This window comes from Lentzea sp. NPDC102401, assembly GCF_044765805.1.
GTDB classification, from domain to species: Bacteria; Actinomycetota; Actinomycetes; order Mycobacteriales; family Pseudonocardiaceae; genus Lentzea; species Lentzea sokolovensis.
In genome coordinates, this window is sequence record NZ_JBIWKS010000025.1 from 33140 (window position 1) to 49077 (window position 15938).

Below are 15938 nucleotides of genomic sequence, written 5' to 3' on the forward strand. Positions count from 1 at the left end.
TTGGTGGACTACCCCGCTGCGTGCTCTCCTCCAGGCGTGGTCAGCCGCTCGCGTCGTGCGGTCGCATTGGTGGCTTTGCCAACGCACTGATCCCTCTGTGTGACGTGCGAGAGCGGCTACCTCAGCGGCTGACCTGGCGAAGCACACCGTTCGTGCGGTATGGGATGAGCCCGCTGTGTGAGGCAGCCGGGTCAGTGCCTCAGAAGGTCCGCATGCTCGACACCCCAGCGCGGACAGCTGTCCCGGCTGGAGCACTGCCGAGGATGGCCGGTGTCAGATTTCGACGGTTCCCACTCCGCAGGGCACCCAGCTACTGCTCGGTGCTGGTGTGGGAAACCCTTTGAGGTGCAGGAGAATGCGGAATCGCCAGGCGCAGTACCACGTGGTCCGCGGGCGTACTGGTGTGTTCTTGCCGTGTGTCGACTTCCTGGGTGGTCTGAAGACGATGAACAGGTGGCAGGTCCGTGGCGCTCGCAGCCCAGCCGCGGTACCGCAGCTGCGCCTCGATCGTCCCGTCTCGTTGGCATACGTCCAATGCGACAGCCCTCGCCAGGCCGTACCGGGCCGCAATGGCCACCGCGACTGGAACCCACCGTTCCACGATGTCAAGCACGGTGTTGCTTGCTTCCAGTGCTGTCGAGTCGTCGATCCGCACGCTTCCGACCAGGTCGCAAGTGCTCAGCGCAGCTCCGAACGCGGACACGACGCGGGATCGCGCGCGCAGAACCTGGCTCGAGCGAGAGATTTTCTCACAAAGAGCTTCTCGAGCCGGGGCGACGAGGGCGTCCGAACTGGCGATGATCTTGTCGATCTTCGCCATCGCGGCCTCTGGTACCAGGGAGCGCAGAGAACACAGGTCCACGGTCAGCTGGAACAACCGGCCCGCCAGTTCTCCGTGCACAGCGGCAGCGAGATCCGACACACCCGCATCCTGCGGGTCGGCTCGCGCGAGAAGCGCCCAGCCGAGGTAACCGGCCACCGCGTCGGCCATCTCGCGATCGCAGTCGGCAAACCGGTGGCTGCCCGGCGGCCTGCCGATCATCAACACGCCTCGCATCTCACCGTCCGCGATGATCGGTGCCGCCACGGTGGGACCGACAGCAGATGATCTAGCCGCCTGCTCTGTTCGCTCATCGCGCACCACGTCATCGATGATGACCGCTCGTCCGGCCTCAATGGCCAGCGCGGACACCGATCCCTCCACCGGTACGAGTCTGCCCTCCCATTCCCGCAGTCCGCCCTCGGCCACAGCGATGCGCAACCACCCCGGTTGCTCCGCCGGAACCGTGAGCGCGGCGGTCATCCCGTCTGAGGCCAGCCGCGCGAACTCGACCAGTTCCCTCGTCAAGTGCTCTGGGTCTCGCAACGGGTGCCAGTGGGCGACCAGGAACGCGAGCTTTTGCCGCCATCCTGCCTCCGTGCGTGTGGAGCTGGAGCGGTCCTGCAAAGAGGGATCCGGTCTCACCGGTCACACCGTCCTGTCCGCGGAACCCCCAGCGCCAGCCGGTCAGCGAAGCTGATTCCACAATAGTTGAGTCGTCAACGTGATGGGTCGTCAACGTACGGTGCGGGCGGTGAGACTCGTCCCGTGGCTCGGCAGCTTCAGGAAACTCATAGAAACCGACCGGCCGAAGTTGCCCGCGAGTGGACAAATGGTGCGAACAGACATTCACGACGGCTATGTAGAAGGTGGCGCTCATCCCAGATCGAGGCACGGCCGTCGCGTTGCATGGTGGGCAGCCGAGATGTCGCGGCACGGATGATGCGGGACCCATGGTGCCTGCGTTGAGCCGAGGCTGTTCCGCCGCCGTGCCGGACTTGGCGGCGGTTCATCTGGTTTCGCTCAGACGTCGAGTCCGGCGACATCCACAAACCTCCTGTTCGGCGTGGGCTTGCCGCCCCCACTGACGGTGTGGATCACTGGCGCGGTCCTCAGGGTGCGCTGTCAACGCAGCATTCACTGAGTGCCGCCGTGCTCGTCACGTGGCGGTTTTGTCGTGGCGGCCGTTCGGGCCGGGTGTGGGTCGAGCCCTTGCAACACCAGTTCCACGGCGTCGCGGATGGTGGGCATCGCGGACGCGGAGTGTGCGGCAGGGGAGCGGGGTGGGCTGATCGCCAGTCCGAAGAGCATGGCGAGCAGGACGATCGCGGTGTGTACGGGATCCGCGTCGCGGCGGAGGCGGCCGAGTTGTTGTTCGGCTTCGAGGTATTGGGCCAGTTGTCCCGGAGGCCCCGGTAGAGATCCGGGAGGCGGGGCGGCACGGGCGAGTTCGGGATCGGTGAGAATCGCGAGTTCGAGGGGGATGACGTCGGTACGCAGGGCCGCCAGGTGGGTGAGGCAGTCGGTGAGGTTGTCCACGACAGTGGCGGTTCCCGCACGGTCGGGCAGGTTCTCGACCCAGTCGACGACCTGCTGGTTCTTGTGGAGAACGGCGGCGCCGAAGAGCGTTGCCTTGTCGGGGAAGTGGCGGTAGAGCGTTCCCTCCGCGATGCCTGCGGCCTGGGCGATGGCGCGTGTTGTCGTCTTCGTGTAGCCGAGTTCGCTGACGAGTCGGATCGTCGTGGCGATCAGTTTGGCGCGGGTTGCGTCGCCTCGGGCGGACACGACTGGTTCCTCCTTTGTCGCCGTGTTGTCAGTCCGTGATGTCACGGCGCTGGAAGATGGTGAAAGCGATCCCGACTCCGATGGCGGTGTAGGCCACCCCGAGCGCCAGCGCGGTGGCATAGGGAATGTCGGTGGTGCCCCCCTGGGCGAGGGCGCTGAGCGTCTTGCCGGGCATCCAGTCGGCGATCGTGTCGGCGGCCGCGGTGATGACGGACTCGACGACGAGTACGTAGCCCACGCCGACGGCGATCGAGATGGCGGCCGAACGGGTGACCACAGCCAGTGCGAGTCCGATGACTCCCCAGACCAGCAAGGTGCAGAACAGGTTCGTCCAGGCTCCGGCCAGGGTCGGCACCAGGCCCTGCCCCCACGCGGAGACGTCGATGTCACCTGCGCGGGCGGCGACGGGCGCGATGACCAGATTGGCGACGAGCGCCACGGTGCTAGCTGCTGCCGTCCACGCCGTCAAGGCGGTGATCTTGCCTGAGAGGAGCCGGACGCGGTTGGGTTCTGCGGACGCCAGTATCCGGATCAGCCCTGTGCTGTAGTCGCTCGCCGTGGCTATTGCCCAGAAGGAGAGGGTCACCACCCCGAGCATGCTTGCCGCCGACGACAGGCCCGCGACCAGGCCCTCGGGTGACCGCAGTTCGGCGAGGACGGGGAAGCTGACACCGGGCGCGCCCGCTGGAGGAGCGGAGCTCTCGCTGACAACCTGGACGATCACCATGTTGATCATCGCGACGAACAGGACGATCAGGCCGAGCCAGCCGATGATCACTCCCTTGCGTCGGATCCTCACCAGTTCGCTGCGCGTGGCGTTGATCATCGAACCCTCTTCTCCGCGGCGGTCACGTGCGTTGCCGAAGGCGCGTGGCCAGTCATCTGGAGGAACACGTCCTCGAGGCTGCCTCGCATCGGGGTCAGGAGCCTCAACGTGATGCCGCCGCTGGTCGCGGTCCGGTTGATGGCCGAACTCTGGTGCTCCTCGGCGACGACGCTGAGCCTGCCGCCGACGGTCTCCTCGACCTGCCACCCCTGTTCGGCGAGCAGAGATCGCAGCGCGCAAGTGTCGTGGTCGTGCTCGGGTGCGATCTCCAGACGATGGCCGGCCCGCAGGAGCAGATCGGTGACAGGCCCGCTATAGACGAGGTGGCCGAAGCGAACCACGACGAGGTAGTCGCAGACTGCCTCGATCTCGGCCAGCAGATGCGACGACACGAGCACGGTTCGGCCCGACCTCGCCAAGTCCGCCAGCAGTCCGCGGACCTCGACGATGCCTGAGGGGTCCAGGCCGTTCGTCGGTTCGTCCAGGACGAGCAGCCTCGGATCCGGGAGCAGGGCCGCCGCGATACCCAGGCGCTGCTTCATCCCGAGGGAGAACCGTTTCACCGGCTCCCGGTCACGGCCCGTGAGCCCGACCACCTGAAGCACCTCGTCGACCCGTCGGCCGGGTAATCCGCGAAGCCGAGCCAGCGACAGCAGGTTCGCGCGAGCAGACAGGCCGGCCACGAACGCCGGACTTTCCACCAGAGCACCGATCTGGTCCAGATAGCGGCCCGGCCTGGCGATCGACTCGCCCAGCACGGTCGCCGAACCAGAAGTGGGCGCGACCAAACCCAGCAACATGCGGATCAGCGTCGACTTGCCCGATCCGTTCGGCCCGACAAGCCCGATCACGCCTGTCTCCGGCAGATCGAGGGTCAGATCCTCCACGGCCGTGACGTCGCTGAACCGGCGCGTCAGACCTGCCGTTGTGATGACTCCCATCCATCCGCCTCCTAAGCGTGTGAGCGCTCACTCACATAATGGAGGCAAGTTCTCCTGCTGGTCAACCAGCTACTCGAACAACACGCGGTTGATGCCGAGCTCCAGCCGGGGTCTTCGTCGTCTCCGCCCTGATCCGCAGCGTCCGGTGGGCCGGATCGAGATCCACCGTCCGCAGCGAGCACAGCTCTTCGCTGCGCAGCGCGGCATCGTAGGTCAGCGCGTGCATCACGCGGTTGCATCGGCTCGTTCTTCGCCACCTCCGGGATGTTCTGTTTCGCCACTGCGCCTCGCCAGGGATCCATAGCAACCTGGTCAACCGAGGGATCAGGCCAGGCTGCCGGCGACCGGCGTGATGCGGCCTCGCCTGATCGGGTTGGACTCATTAAGTCCCTCCTCCATCAGGAAGTCGTAGAACAGCCGCACCTGCACGATCCGCTGCTGGACGGTGGCATTGGCCAGTTCGGAACCCGAGTCGAGCGATACCACGTTCGGGCCACGGCGGCTGGGCCGCTCGGTCAGCTCATGCACGAAGCCTGCTACGTGGGCCCGATTCGCGGTGAGCGCCTCGATGCCCTCCCGCTCGCACGTCAGCAGGCACTCGGACAACCCCACGGGCGTAGGCATCAATCGTTCGCGGCGCACGTCCCAGGTCGACCTGTAACAGCAACCAACCCGCTGTCCGCTCGTGCCGCGCCAGCACTGGCCACTTTTCCGTCAGCACCGCCGTGCCGCTCAAGCCATCTCCTCGGTTTCGCGGTCGTCACCGAGGAGACAGGATCATCCTCACGTCCAGATTCCACGTAACTCTTAAGATGATCAAGAGCAGATGTTCGGCCGGGCATGCCTCGCGCTTCTGCGCAAACGAGGCCTATTCACTGCGGTCCGCATCTGACGACGACGGTGACCTCGGGTACGCCAATCACCAGAAGTGAGCCAGATCCAGTTTTTACGTGCCGTCGACACCAGTCTCGCCGAAGGTTCCGCACACGAGGTGACTTCGCTGAAATTGAAGGTTCCGAGAGTCACCGCGTTTTCAGAACCAGTGTCGTGGTCGACGCTCGCGTCGATCCGGACCTGATCACGGCTTCCGACGTGGCTGCGGTGGACGTACACCTCGTGGAGTCCTATGTACGAGGCGTACATGCTGGAGTCGATTACCGCAGACAAACCGACCATCTCGGTGCAGGGAGGTTCTATCGTGTCGACGGCCCCAGCGCCGTGATCGTCCTTCCCCCGCCAGGCAGGAACTCCTCAAGAGGCGCGGGCCTGCCAAACAGCCAGCCCTGGGCAAAGTCGCAGTGAGCGGCGCGTAGATGATCTGCTTGTGCCGGTGACTCGACGCCTTCGGCGACCACGGCGATGTCCAGTGAGTGCGCGAGTGAGATCACTGCGTCGACGATCTTGGATCGAGCTTCGTCGCCGCCGACTGGAGAGATGAGCGAGCGATCGATCTTCAGTTGCCGCACGGGCAGCGTGGCAAGGTGCGACAGACTGGAGTACCCGGTACCGAAGTCGTCGATCGACAGGCACACTCCCGCGCCCGCGAGGTCGGTCAACGCCTGACGAGCCACCGGGGTGTCGCCCGCAATCGCGGACTCGGTCAGTTCGAGCTGCAGGGCCGACGTGGGCAGCCCGGCGGCGTGCAACGCTGAGAGCACGTCATCGGTGAAGTCCGGCTCTCTCAACTGCGCCGCCGCGACATTCACGCTCACGTAGCCGCGACCGTCGAGCATGTGGCTCCAGCGGACGGCGTCGCTGCAGGCCTGGCGCAGTACCCATCGACCGAGCGCGACGATGTGTCCGGTCTCCTCGGCGACCGGGATGAACTCGCCGGGCGCGACTCGGCCCAGCCGGGGGTGCGACCAGCGCAGCAATGCCTCGAACCCGACTGGCGTTCCATCGGCGAGGGCGACGATCGGCTGGTAGGCCAGAGTGAACTCCCGGTGCGCCAGCGCGGCGGGCAAGGCCATCGCGAGTCCTCGTCTCGCTGCCTCCGCCGTCGCGTGGTCCGGGTCGTAGCGCTCCCAGCGCTGCTTGCCACCGGTCTTGGCGCGGTACAGCGTGATGTCGGCGGCCTGCAACAAGCGCTGCGGATCACCGCCTCCGACATCGCAGTGGGCGACTCCAACGCTGCACGTCACGCGTACTTCGCTCGTCTCAAGGCGGATAGGCCGCTCAACGGCAGCGATGAGCCCGTCGAGAACGTGGTCCGTGTTGTGGTCCGTTGTAACCGTGTGGACGATGACGAACTCGTCTCCGCCTAGTCTCGCAACGAAACCACTGGTCTCGGTCATTGCGGCATTCAGCCTCTGGGCGACGACCTCAAGCACGCGGTCGCCGGCGTTGTGACCGAGGCTGTCGTTGATGTTCTTGAAGCCGTCCAGGTCGAGATAGCAGACCACATGAGGGGCGTGATGGCTGGTGAGATACTCGGTGAGAAGCGTTCGGTTGGGCAGTCCTGTCAGCGCGTCACGCCGTGCCTCGTGCCACAACCGGTCCCTGAGTTGGCGTTGCTGGGTCACGTCCACCGCGACACCGATCATGAACTGCGGCGTACCCGCAGTGTCGCGGACAACGGACATCGACAGGTCCAGATGGGTGATGCCACCGCAGGGCTTGTGATGCCTGGTCTCCAGCCGAAACCGGGACTCCACGCCGTTCATCAACGTCTGGAACCTGCGGTAAGCGAGACCGAGGTTCTCAGGGCCGACGACATCTGCGATGGTGCGTCCCTTTGCTTGGCCGGGCGTGAGCCCCAGCATGGCGGCCATCGGAGCGTTCATGTCGGCCACCACACCGTCCAGGCCAACTATTCCGATGCCGACCGCGGCTTCGGTGAAGACCGCCTGAAATCGTGCGTCACTCGCCTTTCGGCGCCGCTCGGCTTCGTCGGCCGCCGCGGTGGCGGCTCGCTGGACGATTTCCTGTTCGCACAGCAGTCGCTCACGCATGGCGGTGGCAAACCCCTCGGCCACACCGGCCGCAACCGCCGCCGCCAGGCCGTCGCGGCACCCCGCCGCTCCCGTTAGCAACAACCGGATCGTGGTGGCGACCACCTCGGGCCGACGATAGCCGTCCGAGATCAGCTTAACGCCGACCGCGTGTCCAGCGGCTTCGGGCGATACGCCCGCATCCACCGAAGTGCACAGGTCGCGTACCAATCCTGCGACCACATGGTCGACCTCACGCCTCGTCGTGGACGGAGGTCGGAACTCGGCTAGCTCCGCCGCCCATCGACACTCCACATGTCGAATCCAGTCAGCCCTGGGCACGGCGACATCCGTTACGACTTGCGGCCGACACCGGCGAGGCCGAGCGACTTCCCGGGTAATTCGTACACGTCTTCTGCCGACTCCGGTCGCCACTGAGGCAACTCCACCAACCCAGGCGCGACCAGAGTCCAGCCGTCGAACAACGCCTCGACCGCCTTCCTGGTCCGGAAGTGAATACCCACCCCGGCTGCGTTCCGCGCCTGAGCGCCCAGCTGCGCGGCGTCGTCGGGCCGACTGGCGCTGGAAAGATGGGAGATGACGACACAACTGCCAGGGGCGATCGAGTCGCGCAGAATCCGAACAATTTCCCACGGGTTCTCGTCGTCGGTGATGAGGTGCAGCACGGCAACGAGGAGAACGGCGACAGGACGCGACAAGTCGATCACCGAGTTGCGACGCAGTTCAGCCAACAGGGACTCCGGATCGCGCAGGTCGCCCTCCATCGCTCCCACCCCGCCCACACCACCCACGATGGCGTTGGAGTGCGCGACAGCGACGGCGTCGATGTCGACATACTGCACACGACTCTCCGGGGCGACCCCGAGAGCAACCTCGTGGACGTTGCCGACGGTGGGGATACCGGATCCGATGTCGAGAAACTGCCGAATGCCGTTCTCGGCGAGAAACCTCACCGACCGCCGCAGGAAGGCGCGATTGCTCAGCGCTACCTTGGGCAGGTCCGGAACCTTTCGCACGGCCATGCTCGCAGCGTTCCGGTCCACCTCGAAGTTGTGCCATCCGCCGAGCAACGCATCGTACATCCGCGCCGGACTAGGGAGAGTGACATCTACCCCCTCAGGCGCCCAACTCGGACGTTCCGCCACCACCCGACTCCCCCTTCGGTCCTCTGACACCATCTGAAGGCGTATCCCCTGTCGCATCGCACCCTATCCCGGACAGCAAGCGACACGTCGTGCAACGAGTGACTCACCGTCGCCCTGCGTCGGCTTTCACGTCCAGTCCGGCCGATCTGGACGGTGCAACCGTCGTTCAGCACGCCGGGGCCCGGCTGACGAAGTGCTTCCCGCGCCGGCGCGGGACATCGACTCCTCGCAAATCGAAGGGCGGGGCCGTCAGCGGAGTCGTCCGAGGTCATGTTCGTAAAGGACTTGGTGCCATGGCTCTTCCGGTTCCCCTGCGAGCCAGACACGTACATCCCAGACACCGGTCTGGGGCAGGATGTACTGGTGTCACGTTCGTCGAAGGTTCCCGAGCAGTTTCGCAGGGACTTGGTCGAGTTGGCCCGGTCTTCGGATCGCCCGTTGCGGCACGTCGCCCGCGAGTTCGGTGAACCACGAGACCCTGCGTAACTGGGTTCGCGCCGTCGAACGTGCCGCGACGGCCGCCGCCACAAGCTCCGCTTGCTGTGCAAGAGGTGCGCCACGACGAGCTCGTTTTCGGCACGCCACCTCAGCCGGACCTGGCGATTCGCCGGGCAACACTACGTTCACGAACGATGCAGAACCTGCAGTTCAGCGATATCCGCCCGATTTCCGGCGATTGCTAGAAGTGCCGCCAATTGCGGTAAATGCGAACTCGGGACAGTTCGCGAATCGGGTCCACAGTGGACGCGAAAGTGTACGCGGGGCCAGCGGATGCGGCTCCGCGGTATGGCGACCCTATCGCCCTGCTCTCCGCGCGTCCGGTCCTGCCGTCACTCTGGTTCGGAGTCGGTGAAGGTGGCGGGTTCGAAGGGAAGAAGTCGGTGCGAAGGGTCGCCAGGTGGTCAGGCGATCGGCGAGCTTGTCAGCGACCGCGTGGCGGCTAGGACGTCCACGGGCGACATTCGTTCTTCACCTGCCTCAGGCCCCAATAAGTTCATCCTTGGGCGTCGACGCGCAGCCAGAAGGATGGCAGCGTCGTGAACGCTGTCGTCGCCGCCGACATGTGCACATCGTGCCGCGATGGTGCGCAGGAAGGCTCGTGGTGCTTCCGCTGGAGCGATGACGATTGCGAGCGGCGGCCAACCGGCGGCGGCTGCGGGTTCCCGCCGCCGTTATGGTCGCGTGATGACCGGGGACGATGTGTGGTGCGCGGTGTTGAGCGAGGTCATCGACGCCTCGCACCTGGTTACCGCTTCTGAGCTGGTGAACCTGGTGAACGGCGCGTGTGCCCGCGTCGGGCTGCGGGCGGAGTTGTTCCTGGCCGATCTGTCCGAGCGTGCTCTTCATCCGATCGGGTCTCGTACCGGAGGGCCAGAGCAGGCTGATGAGGCCGTTGGTTCGCTGTCGATGGAGGGCACCGTGGCAGGACGGGCGTTCCGCTTCAGCGACCTGATGGAGGTCGCTCGGCCCAGTCCTGACGGCCAGCTGATCAACGCCTGTCCCGTGGAGGACGGTGGCTCCGTGCTGTGGGTACCCGTGGTCGACGGCACTGACCGAGTGGGTGTCCTCCGGCTGGAGTTGCCCGCTGACATCGATCCGTCCGACACGCGGCTGCGGGCGCGGTGCTGGACCCTGGCTGGCCTGCTGGGACACCTGATCGTGGCCAAGCGGGCGTACAGCGACGTCTTGCACCAGGTACGCCGCACCCGGCCGTTGAGCGTGGCCAGCGAACTTCTTGGCCAGTTGCTGCCACCGCGCACGTTCGCCGGCCGCGACCTCGTCGTGGCTGCGGCGATGGAGCCGTTCGACCAAGTCGGCGGTGACGGCTACGACTACGCCGTGGACGACCACCACCACGCCTACCTGGCGGTCTTCGACTCCACCGGCCACGACGTGAAGTCTGGGCTGATCACCACTACCGTGCTGGCCGCCACTCGCAACGCCCGCCGCGGCGGCGGTGACCTGGCTGAGATGGCCGACGCAGCCGACCAGGTCCTCGCCGACACGCCACTGACCGGGTTCTGCACCGCTCTGCTCGCCACTGTCGACCTGATCCAAGGCAGCCTGCACTATCTGCTTGCCGGACACCCCCCACCAGTACTGCTACGCGACCATCACGCGGTGTCCCTGCCGCTGGTCAGACCACGACCTCCGCTGGGTATCCGCCCGCTCGGCGGCATCTCCGGTTTGGGGACGGTCGCGCTGCAGCCAGGCGACCGGATCCTGCTGCACACCGACGGCATCACCGAAGCCCGCGACGACAGCGGCGAGTTCTTCGGGCTACGTGGACTCATCGACCACACCGAACGCCACGAAGCTGCGGGCCTGTCCCCACCGGAAACACTGCGTCGCATCATCCATGCCGTTCTAGACCATCAGGACGGCCGGTTACAGGACGACGCCACCCTCGTACTGTTCGAATGGTCCACCACTGCATCCGCCATGCTGCTTCCCGCGCGGTCCTGAACTGGTCGAGTGCCCGCGCGAACCGTGGCTCTCGACCAGCGACCTCCTCAGCGTGGCCGATCACGGCTCGGAACGGGAACTCAGTCCTCAGGGGCTGGGTTGCCTTGCGGCTGCAGCACACGCCATGTGCGTGGGCGTGTGCCGCAGCGGACATTTCGTGCGTATATGCCGGCTCGATGTACTGCCCGATTTCGTGGGCGACCGGAGGAGCGGTGGAATACCTGAGAAGTGCGCAGACCGTTCTGTGGTTCTCGGCGTTGGCGTTGTTCTTGTGGTTGTCGATGTGCAAACCGGACGACAAATGCCTGCATTGCGTAACGGCACTGATCGCGTGCTGGGCTGTAGGCATCCCTTCGGTGAGGTTCCTCTGTGGGACAGTCCTTCCTCGGGTTCGATCCGCTGGTGCGTCAACTCGTCGAGCGCGTACTGCTGCAACTGGGTGTGTGCAGCCTGGTCTGCTTCTTCCTGGTGAGCGCGGTGTGCCGGGTGCCGCGGCGAGTAAGGCGTGGAGGCATGCCGCTCCGTTGACCGCGAGCGTCGTCATCATGACGATTGCGGTACTGGCCACACCGGGGCGCTGAGGGTCGCTGCCGCACTCGTGCCAGTTCCACCGGTGGTGGTCCAGCCGGCGTCGCCACGATCTCGCTGTCCTACGGTACGGCCAACGGATACTTGCTCTACGCGTTCGCAGTGAGCCTTTTTCACCCTGGTCTGGATGTGTTGGCGCGTAAGGGATGCCGATCACAACCGGCGACAGTTGGCGTGTCGTCGCCCGGACATGACGAAGCCCCTGGTAGGAGAACTTTCGACCAAGATCGTTCTACACCCAGGGGCTTCACGTGTCGTTCTACCGTGCCGCGCTGCCGTTGTCACATCAGACCCTGACCGTCGTGTCCGGGCTGGTCCGCGCCCACCGTAAGCGGTTCGGGTCGGTGTGGCGCAAGCTCAACCCAGGACAACAGGCCCTGCTGGTGCTGGTGTACCTGCGCGAAGGCGAGCCGTTCGCCGAGGTAGGCGCCGGGTTCACGGTCTCCACCACGACCTGCTGGCGCTATGTCAACGAAACCGTCGAACTGCTGGCCTAGCGATCCCCGAAGCTACGACAGGCGCTGCGGAAAGCGAAACGCCGGGGCCTGGCCTACGTGGTGATCGACGGCACGCTAATCCCGATCGACCGGATCGCCGCCGACCGCCCCTTTTACTCCGGCAAGCACAAGACGCACGGGTGAATCTGCAAGTGATCGCCTCCCTGGACGGCTCGATGCTGTGGGTGTCCGGCGACCTGCCCGGCAGCACCCATGACACCGCCGCCGCCCGGATCTGGAACATCCTCGCCGCCCTGCGTGACACCGGGCTGATCGCCTTGGACGACAAGGGCTACCACGGCTACGACCCGACCGGCCGTCACGTGATCACCCCTGCAAGGGCCGCAACAAACCCGAGTCGTAGAAGGACGCCAACCGCGCCCACGCCCGCCTGCGCGGACCCGGCGAACGCGCCAACGCCCAGCTCAAGAACTGGGACATCCTTCGCAAGCTCCGCTGCTGCCCCCGCGGCGCCGGCCGCTTGGCCAAAGCCATCTACGTTCTAAAGAACTACGGGATCACCACAGGATGAAAAGGCTCAGTGATGATCTTCTGTGCTCGCCGCTGCGCGCGCAATGCCGTGCCCAGGGTGTGGCGGGGACTGCGCGCAATCACAGTCGGACTCGTCCTGCTGTCGGTGGCCGAAAGTGTGTTCGTCGTGTCGAACGTGCTGCGCTACTTCGGCTCGCCGGCACCGCGTCCTCTGCTCGTGACTGCGATCTTCGCGCTGATTGAGCGGCTGGGTGCTGCTGTCCCGGCCGGGTGATCACGGGTGCGTTCGCCCCGATAGTGGAGCCGAGTCTGCCCACGCAGGATCTTGACTGCAATTGGTTTGAAGGCGTTTGCAACGGCGCGGCCGGCCACGGCAGCGAGTTCGCCCTTGGCGTCTGTGGGATGAAGTAGCCTGAATTATTGGTCGGTGGGGCCGCGCGGACTCTGGTTTCAGCTTTGGCCACCACGTCATTCAGCGAAGTTGTCGAACCAACCGTTTGACGCCGGCCGGGAAGGCATTATCCCGCCAGTGACGTCCAGTGTTGTCGGATTAAATCGTACGCAAGCAGCGATACCTTGATCGCCAGATTACTGAACCAATCGGTTTCAAATGCAATTGGCGGGAAGGGGCTTGATGGGCCACGTTGATGAGGTCCCATCACGGTCGGTCAGCGTTCGGGTACGTGTAAGGCTCTGAAAGTTGCAGTTTGGCATCGGTGCACAGGGCTGGCGCGCAGGCGGAGAGAAGTTTAGTAGGTTTCTTTTTGCGTGATCAAAAATTGTCGGCAGACGTTGTTTGCTTTGGAGGCTTCTTGTCGGATGATCTGATGTTAGCCAGTCGGGCAGCGGAAATCTGAATTCCGGGAGTGAGAGATTTGAGTGATCCGCGGTGTTCATCCGACATTGCGGTGCAATGTCGTGGAGGGGAGTCGGGAAACGATGAATTACGTGGAGTGAGAGTGCTGACCAATTCGTTCGCCTGGTTGGCATGTGCTGTCCTTGTGATTCAGCTCGTAGTCTTGGCGGAGGTGGACGGCGCGCGTCTGCTTCTCGGTTGCTTGGTCATTTCGGTCCTGTGTTGCTGGTGGTTTCGGCCCGCCTACGACGGTTGGCTTATCGCGGCTGTCGAGGGGCTTGTCGCCGTGGGTGCCGCGATAGTCTTGATGACGCCACAGCCGGTGATCGCGTTCTTGTTCGCAGTTACTACTCGGCGGGCGTTGCGGGGAGGCAGCCAGCGTTTTCCTCCGAAAGCGTTCGTCGTTCTTTTCGGCTATCTTGCTGGGGCCAGCTTCGCACTGAGCCGTCTTGCTCATGTCGACGTCGACCTGGTGGTCGCGACATTGTTGCCGCTTGTCGGACTGGTCATCGGCTCCGTCGCGTTGCACGAGACCGTCCGCGCCTCGCAACTGGCCGACAATGCCCATCGAACCGTCGCTGCGCTTGTGCACGCGAGTCCTGTCGGTCTAGCACTGCTGGACGCTGACGGCAGACCGGCCCTGCACAACGAGCGTGCGGGCGTGATGTTCGGGTGGAACGACAACAGAAAAACTGACCGGACAGTGCCGTGTGCGCATGAGCCGGACATAATTCGCTGCGACGCTGGATGTCGTGCTTCTGGACCGGATCCGGTAGAGGTGGCCGTCAGCGATGTCGGCGTCATCTCTGTTCACTCGGTGCCCGTGACGCGTGCTTCCGGTCCTGTGCAAGTCGTGGTTGCCGCAGTCGACGTGAGCAGACGACGGCAGTTGGAGGACACGCTGCGCGACATGGCCGAGCGAGACGCCCTGACAGGCCTCGTCAGCCGCGCGCAGTTCATGCAGCTTCTGACATCGGCTCTCGAGAACGGACCGGTAGGGTTACTGGTCATCGACTTGGACCAGTTCAAGGAGATCAACGACGCGGACGGACACGAGGCAGGAGACGATTATCTCAGGTCCGCTGCCCGGTGCATCACCGACGCGATCGGGCTGCCGGTGATCGCGGGGCGACTGGGCGGTGACGAGTTTGCTGTCCTGGCACCCGGACATAACTCTCTCGAAGCCAGCCGGTTGGCCGTGCGGCTGCTGGCGGAGCTTGCCAGCACGACGGAGCTTATCCGGGCCAGCGTCGGCGTCGCTGTTTCGTCCTCAGGTACCGAAACGGCGCAACTGCTGCGCGACGCCGATACGGCGATGTACGCGGCGAAGCGCGAGGGTGGCGGGCGGATGCGACTGTTCCGTCCCGCGATGGGAGATCACTTGCTTGCCCGTCAACGCGACCGGGCCGATCTGCGCACCGCGGTGGAAAACGGGCAGCTCGTGGTGCACTACCAGCCGATCGTTGAACTCTCGACGTCGGCGGTGACCGGCGCCGAGGCCCTGGTGCGGTGGCAACGCCCAGGCAGAGGGCTGATCGGTCCCAGCGAGTTCATCGGACTGGCCGAGGAGACCGGACTGATCGTGCCTCTGGGTGAGCACGTGCTCGACACCGGATGTCGGCAGGCCGTCCGATGGCTCGCACAAGGGCACGCCCTGGGCGTCACGGTCAACGTGTCGACCCGGCAGCTGTCCGCGCCGGTGTTTCTGCCCGCGCTCAACCGGGTGCTCGACGCGACGGCTCTGCCGCCGGGACACCTGACCATCGAGGTGACGGAGTCGGTCTGGGCAGACGAGGGGGCGATGCGCGGCCTGGCGGCTGTTCGGGATCTTGGGGTTCGAGTGGCGCTCGACGACTTCGGCACCGGCTATTCGTCGCTCAGCTACCTGCGGCGCTACCCGTTCGACATCGTCAAGATCGATAGTTCGTTCATCCGCGACATCGACGACCGCCGCACCGGGAGCGTCATCCGTTGCGTGATCGATCTCGCCGAGGTGCTGGGCGCACAGACCGTGGCCGAGGGGATCGAGACGGAGGAGCAGGCCGAGTGGCTCCGACGTGCCGGCTGCGGCTTCGCTCAGGGGTACCTGTTCGGCAAACCCGAGTCGGCGGGTTACTGGGACGAGCAGCCACCGGTGGCCCGAGGAGGCCGTGCGATCCTCTGAGCGCCGACCAACGCCCTTGCCCGGTAAGGAGAAGTCGCCGAAACGCACGGACACATCTGGGCCGCAGTACTCCGTGAGTCCGCTGCAGATCTTCGTCAGATCGTTACACGTTCGAACTATTCTGGAAACCGCGGACCGGACGTCAGTCTCCGCGCGATGGTCCGCGCCGAAGCATAGACGAGTAAAGTACTAACTGATCAGTGGTCCATGTCTTGATGTCGTCTGGGTCTTGTAGTGGCCCGGATGTCCCAGGAGAGCCAGATGTGGCTATCAATTGTCTGCGCAGGTGGCTCCCTATGACTGGCCGTCTGGCCCTCAAGGGTGACTCGGCTGCTGATTGAGAGCTGCGTTGTTGTGGCTGGATAGGGACCTGCCTGCGAGGCTCTCTCGGGACTGGACATCGGGTG

The 15938-nt window shown here is 65.0% G+C and carries 10 protein-coding genes and 1 pseudogene; 4 read left to right on the forward strand and 7 right to left on the reverse strand.

Annotation, left to right across the window (positions count from 1 at the left end; translation table 11 throughout):
- Window positions 1-310: 310 nt before the first annotated feature.
- From ACIRG5_RS47190 to ACIRG5_RS47220, 7 genes are all read right to left on the reverse strand, one after another.
- Complete coding sequence (locus ACIRG5_RS47190; protein ID WP_402917941.1) at window positions 311-1303, reverse strand: GAF domain-containing protein; 993 nt, start codon at window positions 1301-1303, stop codon at window positions 311-313.
- Between the two features lie 654 nt (window positions 1304-1957).
- Window positions 1958-2605, reverse strand: a complete 648-nt coding sequence (locus ACIRG5_RS47195) for a TetR/AcrR family transcriptional regulator (protein ID WP_402917944.1) — start codon at window positions 2603-2605, stop codon at window positions 1958-1960.
- A 28-nt stretch (window positions 2606-2633) separates the two neighbouring features.
- Window positions 2634-3431, reverse strand: a complete 798-nt coding sequence (locus tag ACIRG5_RS47200) for a hypothetical protein (RefSeq protein ID WP_402917947.1) — start codon at window positions 3429-3431, stop codon at window positions 2634-2636.
- The gene (locus ACIRG5_RS47205) at window positions 3428-4372 is read right to left on the reverse strand and encodes an ATP-binding cassette domain-containing protein (protein WP_402917950.1); all 945 of its coding nucleotides are present in this window, start codon (window positions 4370-4372) and stop codon (window positions 3428-3430) included. Before ACIRG5_RS47205 ends, ACIRG5_RS47200 begins: the two co-directional genes overlap by 4 nt.
- Before the next feature lie 324 nt (window positions 4373-4696).
- Entirely contained in the window at window positions 4697-4996 is a 300-nt protein-coding gene (locus ACIRG5_RS47210) for a hypothetical protein (protein WP_402917953.1), read from the reverse strand.
- Window positions 4997-5565: 569 nt separating this feature from the next.
- Window positions 5566-7545: a putative bifunctional diguanylate cyclase/phosphodiesterase gene (locus tag ACIRG5_RS47215; protein WP_402917955.1), complete on the reverse strand. Its 1980-nt coding sequence runs from the start codon at window positions 7543-7545 to the stop codon at window positions 5566-5568.
- A 110-nt stretch (window positions 7546-7655) separates the two neighbouring features.
- Window positions 7656-8525, reverse strand: coding sequence for an SAM-dependent methyltransferase (locus tag ACIRG5_RS47220; RefSeq protein WP_402917958.1), 870 nt, complete (start codon window positions 8523-8525; stop codon window positions 7656-7658).
- Window positions 8526-9653: 1128 nt separating this feature from the next.
- Between ACIRG5_RS47220 and ACIRG5_RS47225 the strand changes: the two genes are divergently transcribed.
- The 4 genes and pseudogenes from ACIRG5_RS47225 (at window position 9654) to ACIRG5_RS47240 (ending at window position 15531) form a co-directional block, all read left to right on the forward strand.
- A complete protein-coding gene (locus ACIRG5_RS47225; RefSeq protein ID WP_402917961.1) occupies window positions 9654-10934 on the forward strand; it encodes a PP2C family protein-serine/threonine phosphatase in 1281 nt (426 codons plus the stop codon).
- 839 nt (window positions 10935-11773) lie between these two features.
- Window positions 11774-12551 (forward strand): annotated as a pseudogene (locus ACIRG5_RS47230) (transposase family protein).
- 9 nt (window positions 12552-12560) lie between these two features.
- Complete coding sequence (locus ACIRG5_RS47235; RefSeq protein WP_402917964.1) at window positions 12561-12785, forward strand: hypothetical protein; 225 nt, start codon at window positions 12561-12563, stop codon at window positions 12783-12785.
- Between the two features lie 685 nt (window positions 12786-13470).
- Window positions 13471-15531 (forward strand): putative bifunctional diguanylate cyclase/phosphodiesterase, encoded by a 2061-nt coding sequence (locus ACIRG5_RS47240; protein WP_402917966.1) that lies wholly within the window; start codon window positions 13471-13473, stop codon window positions 15529-15531.
- The last annotated feature ends 407 nt before the right edge of the window (window positions 15532-15938 follow it).

Bases quoted from the DNA above. Each gene is read 5' to 3' on its own strand.
- ACIRG5_RS47220 (WP_402917958.1), bottom strand. From the start codon at position 8,525: ATGCGACAGGGGATACGCCTTCAGATGGTGTCAGAGGACCGAAGGGGG.
- ACIRG5_RS47205 (WP_402917950.1), bottom strand. From the start codon at position 4,372: ATGGGAGTCATCACAACGGCAGGTCTGACGCGCCGGTTCAGCGACGTC.
- ACIRG5_RS47210 (WP_402917953.1), bottom strand. From the start codon at position 4,996: ATGCCTACGCCCGTGGGGTTGTCCGAGTGCCTGCTGACGTGCGAGCGG.
- ACIRG5_RS47190 (WP_402917941.1), bottom strand. From the start codon at position 1,303: ATGACCGCCGCGCTCACGGTTCCGGCGGAGCAACCGGGGTGGTTGCGC.
- ACIRG5_RS47200 (WP_402917947.1), bottom strand. From the start codon at position 3,431: ATGATCAACGCCACGCGCAGCGAACTGGTGAGGATCCGACGCAAGGGA.
- ACIRG5_RS47225 (WP_402917961.1), top strand. From the start codon at position 9,654: ATGACCGGGGACGATGTGTGGTGCGCGGTGTTGAGCGAGGTCATCGAC.